Below are 8,239 nucleotides of genomic sequence, written 5' to 3'. Positions count from 1 at the left end.
GTGGAATGCTTACTAACATATGAATATAATCTATACAAGCTTCTGCTTCCAGTATTTCTACTCCTTTTCTTTCGCATAGCTGACGTAATATTGCTCCTATGTCTTTTTTTAATCTTCCATAAATCACTTGTCTTCTGTATTTTGGTGCAAATACTATATGATACTTACATTTCCACTTTGTGTGTGCTAAACTGGCTTTGTCCTTCATTGGATATTCCTCCCTTAATCTTTTGTTAGTGGTTGACGAACCAATCTAACTTTAGCATTTTGGGAGGTTTCTTAAAACCCTGAGACACCGCTTGAAGCTCTACTGAACCACAAGCATAGCTCGTGGTTTTCAAAAGATACAATAAAAAAAATGTTAAAGGTCAGTTTACCTTTAACATTTTCTTTTTTTACTGCGCCAATTTTATTCACAAATCTTTAGGCTGTTTTTAAGCTATCAGAAAATTTCTTTAATTGAATTTTCAAATCAGCTGATAATTGATCATATGCAATTGAGTCAATTGCGCCTTGCAAACAATATAAATGGACTAAACAAACATTTGAGTACTGATGTTTAAGCTTCAAAAAAGCTCTCTCACTACCTAACGCTTTCAATTCATCAACTGAAGTAATGCCTACACTTTTTAATTTTCGTTCTAATTCTTTTCCAATATTAGGTAATGTTGTTAATGTATTCATCCCTCTTCGCTCCACCCTAATGTTGTTTGAATTATTTATGAACTATGACGACGATTTTTACCTGTCATTTGAATTTCTTTTGCTAAATAACGTATCCGTTCCATAATTCTTTTTGCCTTAAGTGGCTCATCCTCACCACGTTGCGTTGTGCGTAAATGCTCACTTTCAAGTTGTTGCATATTAAAGTTTGAAGAAAAGAAGGTTGGTAACTGTTCTTGCATCCGATATTGTAAAATCACACCTAATACATCATCACGAATCCAACTTGACATGGAGTCTGCCCCAATATCATCTAGCATTAAAATTGGTGTTTTTTTCACTGCATCCAATTTTTCGCCCATATTATTTTTAGCAATTGATTGCTTCATTTCAACTGCAAAAGATGGAAAGTGTACCAATGTTGAAACATGACCATGCTTCGCTAAATCATGAGCAATTGCGCCTAATAAATAGGTTTTTCCGACACCAAATGAACCTTGTAAATAAAGTGCTTTATGGAAATCTTTAGGGTTTTCAATATAATTTGAAGTAAAAGTCAAAGCTTCAGCCATCGCTTCACGTCTTGCATCCGTTAACTCGAACTTTTCCATTGTAGCACTCCGAATATCTTTTGGCATATCCATTGAACGAACGCGATCTCGAATTTCTTTTTCTTTTTGTCTAGCCACTAATTCGGCTGTTGGGACATAGGTCACATCAATAAATTTAAAGTTCATCACAAGTGCTGGCTTATAGCCTGGTGCCATCATCCCATCATTTCGTTCAAATTTTTTCTTTTCATGAACAAATTCATAGAGCTTTGCATAACTTTTAGCAACCATCTCTTCAGTTAATTGGTCTTGATGATCCGTTAAAAAAGCTTGAACATCTGGGTCTTTTAAAACTTCTTCAATTAATTCACTATATTGATGATCTAGCTGGCGTTCCTTAATCAAGCGCGTTAAATTTTGTCCCATATCTTCCATTATGCATCACCTTCTTTTCCAAAATTTTGAATTTTCCTTAATTTCTCTTTAAATGCTGCTTGCTCTTCTGCTGATAATGGTTTTTCTTCCACTTCAATAGCTGAATCCAATGCCCAATCTGGCAAGGTTTCTTTACGATTTGATTGGTTTTTCTGTGGATAAGATGAACGATTATTTTGAGTACGATTCTGTTGTTTGCTTTCTTTTTCTTGAATCTTTTTAGCCGTTTCATCATACATTTGTTGCACTTTTTGCATCGCTTTTTCTGGTGTTGAAATCTTATCTTGGCTCCAGTCGTTAGCAATTTTATCAACTAGCCCCTGTGTTAAGGTCACATCACCTCTCACAACAAGAATGTAATGAATCAACAAATTAACCACTGAGGTTGGCAGCTTAGCATTTTTGACTAAACTATCTAAAACCCATGTTTCTGTTTTTGAAACAAAGCCACCTTTTTGCTCTTTAATCGATGAAATAAAATCATATGGCGAGAAACTCTTCGCACTTTGAATCAATGTGATATCTGCTTCTGAAAATCCTTGATGACGCAATTCATTTTTACGGAACAATTCTTTGCCTTCATCTGCTTTTATTTCTGAGCCAACCACATCATGTAAGGTAAGCTGTGATTGCTCCTGTTGATGATATGCTGCATAAACATTTTTTTTCAGCTTTTGGGCTTCTATTTCTCCCGTTTGAGGATGACTCGCTCTAGCAACAAAACGTTGCATCTCTAATTCATCAATTCCATACATTTCATGAAGCACTATAATCGTTTCTTTGATCTCAGCAGTAACTTGATCTCTATTAACATATTGGCTGGCAAGTCCTTCATAGAAAAAGTGCCAATCAAAAGTTGCTTGATCTAAAACGGGTGCTTGCACTTTTGCTTTTCCTGCTATTGTAAGGGTTTGTTTTGCATCAAAATGTGTCTGACTCGTATTGCCAAAACGATAAACATCTAAAAAAGATTTTGTCACATTATGGTACTGGGTTTTATCGATTTGTTCAATTGCAAAACGCTGTTTTAAACGTTGGTACTTCCTTTCGCCAACCATTTCAAATAAGGACATATTTAATAAATCCTCTTTAAAAAATTGTTCACTATCAAGAGGTGCCAATAGTTCATAAACATAAGCATCTTCATGTAAGTGTTGATAGGTTTTTAACAGACCTATTCCTTCTAAGCGAACTCTTGCTTGATAAAGCTCTGGAATGCCAATATTCAACAACATTAATAGTTCAGAATGAAGCAAAGGCTCACTCCAATATTTTTCTTCATTAATTTCTGTCCATAAAGTCATATAAAGGCTATAAGCTGTATGGCCAATTAATGGCTGATACAAAAAGGATAGATATTTCTGATCACTAGCAGTCAAAGTACCTGATAACTTTACTGAAAAACGATCCTTTGGGTTCAATAATTGCCATGGATTTTCCACCTTTACACTTCCTTTACGACTTTATTCACGCTCTTTTTCTACCATTGTTTTTAATTCTTGTAGAAAAACATTCATATCTTTAAATTGTCTATAGACACTAGCAAAACGAACATAAGCAACTTCATCTATTTTGGCTAAGTCCTCCATCACAAATTCACCAACAATTGTGGTTGACACTTCATTTTCTCCAAGATTTCTGACTCTATTTTCAACATCATCCACGATTCTTTCAACTTGCTCTAAAGCAACTGGACGTTTTTCGCAAGATCTAATCAGCCCTCTTAAGACTTTCTCTCGGCTAAATTCTTCTCTAGTCCCATCTTTTTTAACCACAAGTAATGGGGCTGCTTCTATTCTTTCAAATGTTGTAAATCTAAAATGACAATCTTCACACTCTCTACGTCTTCTAATAGCACGACCATCATCAGCAGGTCTACTATCAACGACACGAGAATTATTATTCTGACAACGTGGGCACTGCATGGTCATCATCCTTTTCACTTGTTTAATTTCTATTTTAATAAGATCTGTCTAAAAAACGATGGTGGCCTTAGAAATTTCCAGCAATAGGGTTGGATATTTCTGACAATACATAGCATCATCATTACGCCCTATTTACCACTGTCGTTTTCAAACCTATCCTAAGCAATTATTTGCAGGTAGATTCTTTAAATAGATACAATAAACCTATTTTATTCATTATAACACAGGAGTCTAGTACATGAAAAGCTAGAGAAAATATAAAAAAACTTTCCTCTTTTTAGGAAAGTTTTTTTAGCCAAGCTTCTACTTGTTCTCTTGTTTCTTCTTTTGTACCATTATTGTCTATCACCACATCTGCCAAAACCATTTTTTGTGTAATGGGCCATTGTGTAGCAATTCTTGCAGTTGCTTCTGCTTGGCTTAATTGGTTTCTATCCATCAATCTTTGTAGCTGAACTGTTGGGCTGACTGCAACCACTACAATTTCATCTACTTCATCTGCATAATTTGTTTCAAATAATAAAGGGATATCCATCACTAGTAAAGGAATATTCTGCGCTTTTGCTTCATCTCGCTTTCTGAGCATGGCTTCTCGTATGAGTGGATGAAGGATTTGATTCAGTGTTTTTCGTTTTTCTTCTTGGTTAAAAATCAGCTGGCCTAATTTTTTACGATTCAGTGTGCCATCTGCTTGAAGAATCTCTTTGCCAAAAGCTAGCACCAGCTTTTGGAGTCCCTCACTTTCTTTTTCAACAACTTCTCTGGCTATCACATCTGCATCTAACAGTGGAATATGTTGTGCTTTTAAAAACTCACTGACTGTCGATTTCCCAGAAGCAATACTTCCTGTTAAACCAATGACTTTTGTCATAATGACACCTACTTTTAACGATATTTCATGGGTAACTTTTGACAATGTGGACATAAATGTGTGCCACGTTGTGCAACTTTTATTTTTTCAATTGGTGTACCACAACGAGGGCAAGGCGCTCCTGTTTGACCATAAACATTCAAGGCTACTTGGAATTTCCCTGCTTCACCTAAAGCATTTTGATAGGTTCGAATGGTTGTTCCTCCTGCTTCCACAGCACGACCTAATACATCAATAATCGCTAAACGTAACTTTTTAGCTTCTGCTTTTGTGAGTGAATCTGCTGGTCTAAGTGGATGGATTTTTGCTTCAAACAGTGCTTCATCTACATAAATATTCCCTAATCCAACAACAACCTTTTGCTCAAGCAATAAGGGTTTAACGGGACGAGACCTGGTGGCTAAATAAGCAATAAAATCTTTCAATAAGAAAGTATCTGGTAAAGGTTCAGGACCTAAGTTTTTAAGGCCTCCTGCTTCCATTGCTGTTGCTAATGGTACTAGCTGCATGCGACCAAACTTGCGCACATCCAGATAACGTAAATCACGTCCATCGGTTAAATGAAAAACAACATGGGTATGCTTTTTCAAGGGCGTATTCGTTTCCTCAACTTCATACTTACCTTCCATTCGTAGATGAGAAATCATCGCTAAATCATCAAAGAGGAAAATTAAATACTTTCCTCTTCTTTTTACGTCTTGAATGGTTTGACCCTGTAGCTGCTCTTTGAATTGCATCACTTCAGTAGCAGGCGTGATGATATTGTCCCAATAAACATCAACCGCTTGAATCTTGCTGCCTTTGACAAGATGCACTAAGCCTTTTCTGACTGTTTCAACTTCTGGTAATTCAGGCATCTTTATCAACATCCTTTATCCTTTTATTTTGCATCATACCAAGTATCACCAAAACTGCTATCGACCTTCAATGGAATAGATAATTTCACCGCTTTTTCCATGACTTCAGGGACAAGCTTTTCTAAAGCAGGGATTTCTTCTTCTGGTGCTTCAAAAATCAATTCATCGTGTACTTGTAAAAGCATTTTAGCTTTTAATTGATGCGTTTTTAATTCCTTAGCCATTTCAATCATTGCGACTTTAATAATATCTGCTGCACTACCTTGAATTGGCGTATTCATAGCTGTTCTTTCAGCAAATGAACGTAAATTAAAGTTTCTTGCATTGATATCTTTTAAATATCTTCTACGATGGAATAAAGTCGTCACATAGCCATCTTTCTTAGCTTCTTTAATAATGTCTTCCATATATTGTTTGACACCAGGATATTTATCTAAATAGGTGTCAATAAATTGTTGTGCTTGCTTTCTTGTAATATTTAAATTTTGAGATAGACCGTAATCACTAATGCCATAAACAATTCCAAAGTTAACTGCTTTTGCTTGTCGACGCATATTGCTGGTCACATCTTCTGCTTTTTCAATGCCAAAGACACGCATCGCTGTACTTGTATGAATATCTTCCCCATCAATAAAGGCTTGCTTCATATGCGCATCACCAGAAATATCCGCTAAGACTCTTAATTCAATTTGAGAGTAATCTGAAGAAAACATTTTCCAACCTTCATGACTTGGCACAAAAGCTTGTCTAATTTTACGTCCTTCTTCTAAACGAATAGGAATATTTTGTAGATTTGGGTCCACTGAGCTAAGGCGTCCTGTTTGTGTTAACGTTTGTACATAGCGTGTATGCACTTTACCAGTATGCCCATGAATGACTTTTAGTAAGCCTTCAACATAAGTTGACTGGATTTTGGCAATTTGGCGATATTGTAAAATATCATCAACAATTGGAGCTTGTGCGCTTAATTGTTCTAATACATCAACAGCTGTTGAGTAGCCAGTCTTCGTTTTTTTGATAACTGGTAAGTTCATTTTTTCAAATAAGATCACACCTAGCTGTTTAGGTGAATTAATATTAAATTCTTCTCCAGCTTCTTGATAAATGCGTTGCTCAATATCCTGTAATCTTGCTGTAAATTCAGTTTTCATTGCCAATAGACGCGGTGCATCAACTTTCACACCTGTTAATTCCATTTCAGCTAAGACCATTGATAAGGGTAACTCCATTTGATAGAAAAGCTCAATTTGTTCATTTTTTTCTAATTCAGCAATTAAATGTTCACTTAAATATGCAATGGCTTTCGCTTTTCGTGCTAAATGCTCATAGAGGACATTTGCATCATTAGGAATACTAATTTTAGCTCCTTTGCCATAAACACTTTCATCAGATGCCACATCATAATAATCATGCTCCATTGCAACTTCTGATAAATCCTTACTATTATCATTTGTATCTAAAATATAAGAGGCAAGTAAAATATCAAAGTGAATGCTTTCCAAATCAATGTCATAGCGCTTTAATGCAACATAAGTGCGTTTTGCATCAAATACCTGCTTTACGTTACTAGGATTTTTAGCCCACTCTTGAAAAATAGGTGAAAATAGTGCCACATCAGGCTCTGCAACATAGATTTTGGCACCATTTGTCCAGCTTACTCCCACAATATCTGCTAGATGATAATTATCACTTAGCATTTCAAGATAGACTGCACCTTTTTCGCCAAACATTTCCTTGGTTACTTCTGTTACGACTTCATAATCAATCGCTTCTCTTTTCACTTGATTTTCAGCATCATGAGCTGTGGTATCAAGCTTGCTTAAAAATGATTTAAAATCCATTTCTTTATAAAATTCAATTAACTTACTAATATCTTTTCCTTTATAAGCTAAGTCTTCAACCTTAACTTCAATTGGAGAATCTGTATCAATAGTTGCTAATTTCTTACTTAAAAAAGCTTTTTCTTTATCATTGATTAAATTTTCTTTTAGCTTGCTTTTCTTCATGTCTTCAACGTTTTCATAAACGCCTTCAACTGAGCCAAATTCTTGTAATAATTTAAGAGCCGTTTTCTCTCCTACTTTTGTGACACCTGGTATATTATCTGAAGAATCTCCAGCTAAGCCCTTCATATCAATAATTTGATGTGGAGCTAGGCCATATTTTTCCATCAAATAAGCAGGTGTATTTTCTTCAATCTCACTAACACCCTTAATGGTAATATCTACTCGAACATTTTCTTTAGCAAGCTGTGTCAAATCTCGGTCGCCAGATACCACGACAACCTCAAACTCTGCTGGATCTGCATGTGTGGCTAAGGTGCCAATAATGTCGTCTGCTTCATAATTATCTAATTCATAATGAGGAATCCCAAATCCTTGTAAGAGTTCACGTAAATAAGGCATTTGTTCTTTAAATTCACTAGGCGTTTTAGAGCGTCCATCTTTATATTCTTGATAAAACGCATGTCTGAAGGTGGTTTTTCCAGCATCAAATGCAACAAGTACATGTGTTGGCTTTTCTTTATCCATTTCATTTTCCAACATTCTATGGAAACTAAATAAGGCATTCGTATGCAGCCCATTTTTATTCATAAAGCGATCTAACGAACCTGGAATGGCATAGAAGGCTCTAAAAGCAATACTACTTCCATCTATTAATAATAATTTGTTTTTCTTTTTCATTTTATTGACTCCTCATTTTTACTTTACGTGATAATCTCTAGCCCATTTTTATTCTTCTTAAATCATCCTCTTCTATTTTACCAAAAAAAAGAGAAGATAGGAAAACAATCGTATTATTTATTAAAAAAAGCCTCTTATGTTATACATTAAAATGAAAAACAGTCAAAAACAGCATTTTATCAACAAGTTTAAGTTTAAAAAAATACTTTTATATGACAGAAATATTTCAATCTCAATACAAAGTATGATTTTG

General features: G+C 35.1%; 8 protein-coding genes. All 8 read right to left on the bottom strand.

Annotated elements, in window-relative coordinates:
• On the bottom strand, positions 1-208 hold a 208-nt coding region (gene tnpA / locus BMW29_RS06655), incomplete at its 3' end, for an IS200/IS605 family transposase (RefSeq protein ID WP_143047342.1).
• A gap of 215 nt (positions 209-423) precedes the next feature.
• Positions 424-684 carry a TfoX/Sxy family protein gene (locus BMW29_RS06650; RefSeq protein WP_092651674.1) on the bottom strand — a complete coding sequence of 87 codons (261 nt, stop codon included), beginning with the start codon at positions 682-684 and terminating at the stop codon, positions 424-426.
• A gap of 35 nt (positions 685-719) precedes the next feature.
• Positions 720-1,649, bottom strand: a complete 930-nt coding sequence (gene dnaI, locus BMW29_RS06645; protein WP_092651673.1) for a primosomal protein DnaI — start codon at positions 1,647-1,649, stop codon at positions 720-722.
• Positions 1,649-3,091 (bottom strand): replication initiation and membrane attachment family protein, encoded by a 1,443-nt coding sequence (locus BMW29_RS06640; protein WP_092651671.1) that lies wholly within the window; start codon positions 3,089-3,091, stop codon positions 1,649-1,651. The genes dnaI and BMW29_RS06640 overlap by 1 nt, the downstream gene beginning before the upstream one ends.
• A 21-nt stretch (positions 3,092-3,112) precedes the next feature.
• The gene (nrdR, locus tag BMW29_RS06635; protein ID WP_092651669.1) at positions 3,113-3,574 is read right to left on the bottom strand and encodes a transcriptional regulator NrdR; all 462 of its coding nucleotides are present in this window, start codon (positions 3,572-3,574) and stop codon (positions 3,113-3,115) included.
• A 277-nt stretch (positions 3,575-3,851) separates the two neighbouring features.
• A complete protein-coding gene (gene coaE, locus BMW29_RS06630; RefSeq protein ID WP_092651667.1) occupies positions 3,852-4,445 on the bottom strand; it encodes a dephospho-CoA kinase in 594 nt (197 codons plus the stop codon).
• A 14-nt stretch (positions 4,446-4,459) separates the two neighbouring features.
• Positions 4,460-5,302 (bottom strand): DNA-formamidopyrimidine glycosylase, encoded by an 843-nt coding sequence (gene mutM, locus BMW29_RS06625; protein ID WP_092651665.1) that lies wholly within the window; start codon positions 5,300-5,302, stop codon positions 4,460-4,462.
• A 23-nt stretch (positions 5,303-5,325) separates the two neighbouring features.
• Positions 5,326-7,986 carry a DNA polymerase I gene (gene polA, locus BMW29_RS06620; RefSeq protein ID WP_092651663.1) on the bottom strand — a complete coding sequence of 887 codons (2,661 nt, stop codon included), beginning with the start codon at positions 7,984-7,986 and terminating at the stop codon, positions 5,326-5,328.
• Positions 7,987-8,239: the final 253 nt, after the last annotated feature.

Origin of the sequence: Isobaculum melis, from assembly GCF_900111355.1 — a bacterium.
Lineage (GTDB): Bacteria > Bacillota > Bacilli > Lactobacillales > Carnobacteriaceae > Isobaculum > Isobaculum melis.
This window is presented reverse-complemented; position numbering and strand designations above follow the sequence as displayed.

Coding starts and splice junctions, on each gene's coding strand:
- BMW29_RS06650 (WP_092651674.1), bottom strand. CDS start 684: ATGAATACATTAACAACATTACCTAATATTGGAAAAGAATTAGAACGA.
- dnaI (WP_092651673.1), bottom strand. CDS start 1,649: ATGGAAGATATGGGACAAAATTTAACGCGCTTGATTAAGGAACGCCAG.
- nrdR (WP_092651669.1), bottom strand. CDS start 3,574: ATGCAGTGCCCACGTTGTCAGAATAATAATTCTCGTGTCGTTGATAGT.
- coaE (WP_092651667.1), bottom strand. CDS start 4,445: ATGACAAAAGTCATTGGTTTAACAGGAAGTATTGCTTCTGGGAAATCG.
- mutM (WP_092651665.1), bottom strand. CDS start 5,302: ATGCCTGAATTACCAGAAGTTGAAACAGTCAGAAAAGGCTTAGTGCAT.
- polA (WP_092651663.1), bottom strand. CDS start 7,986: ATGAAAAAGAAAAACAAATTATTATTAATAGATGGAAGTAGTATTGCT.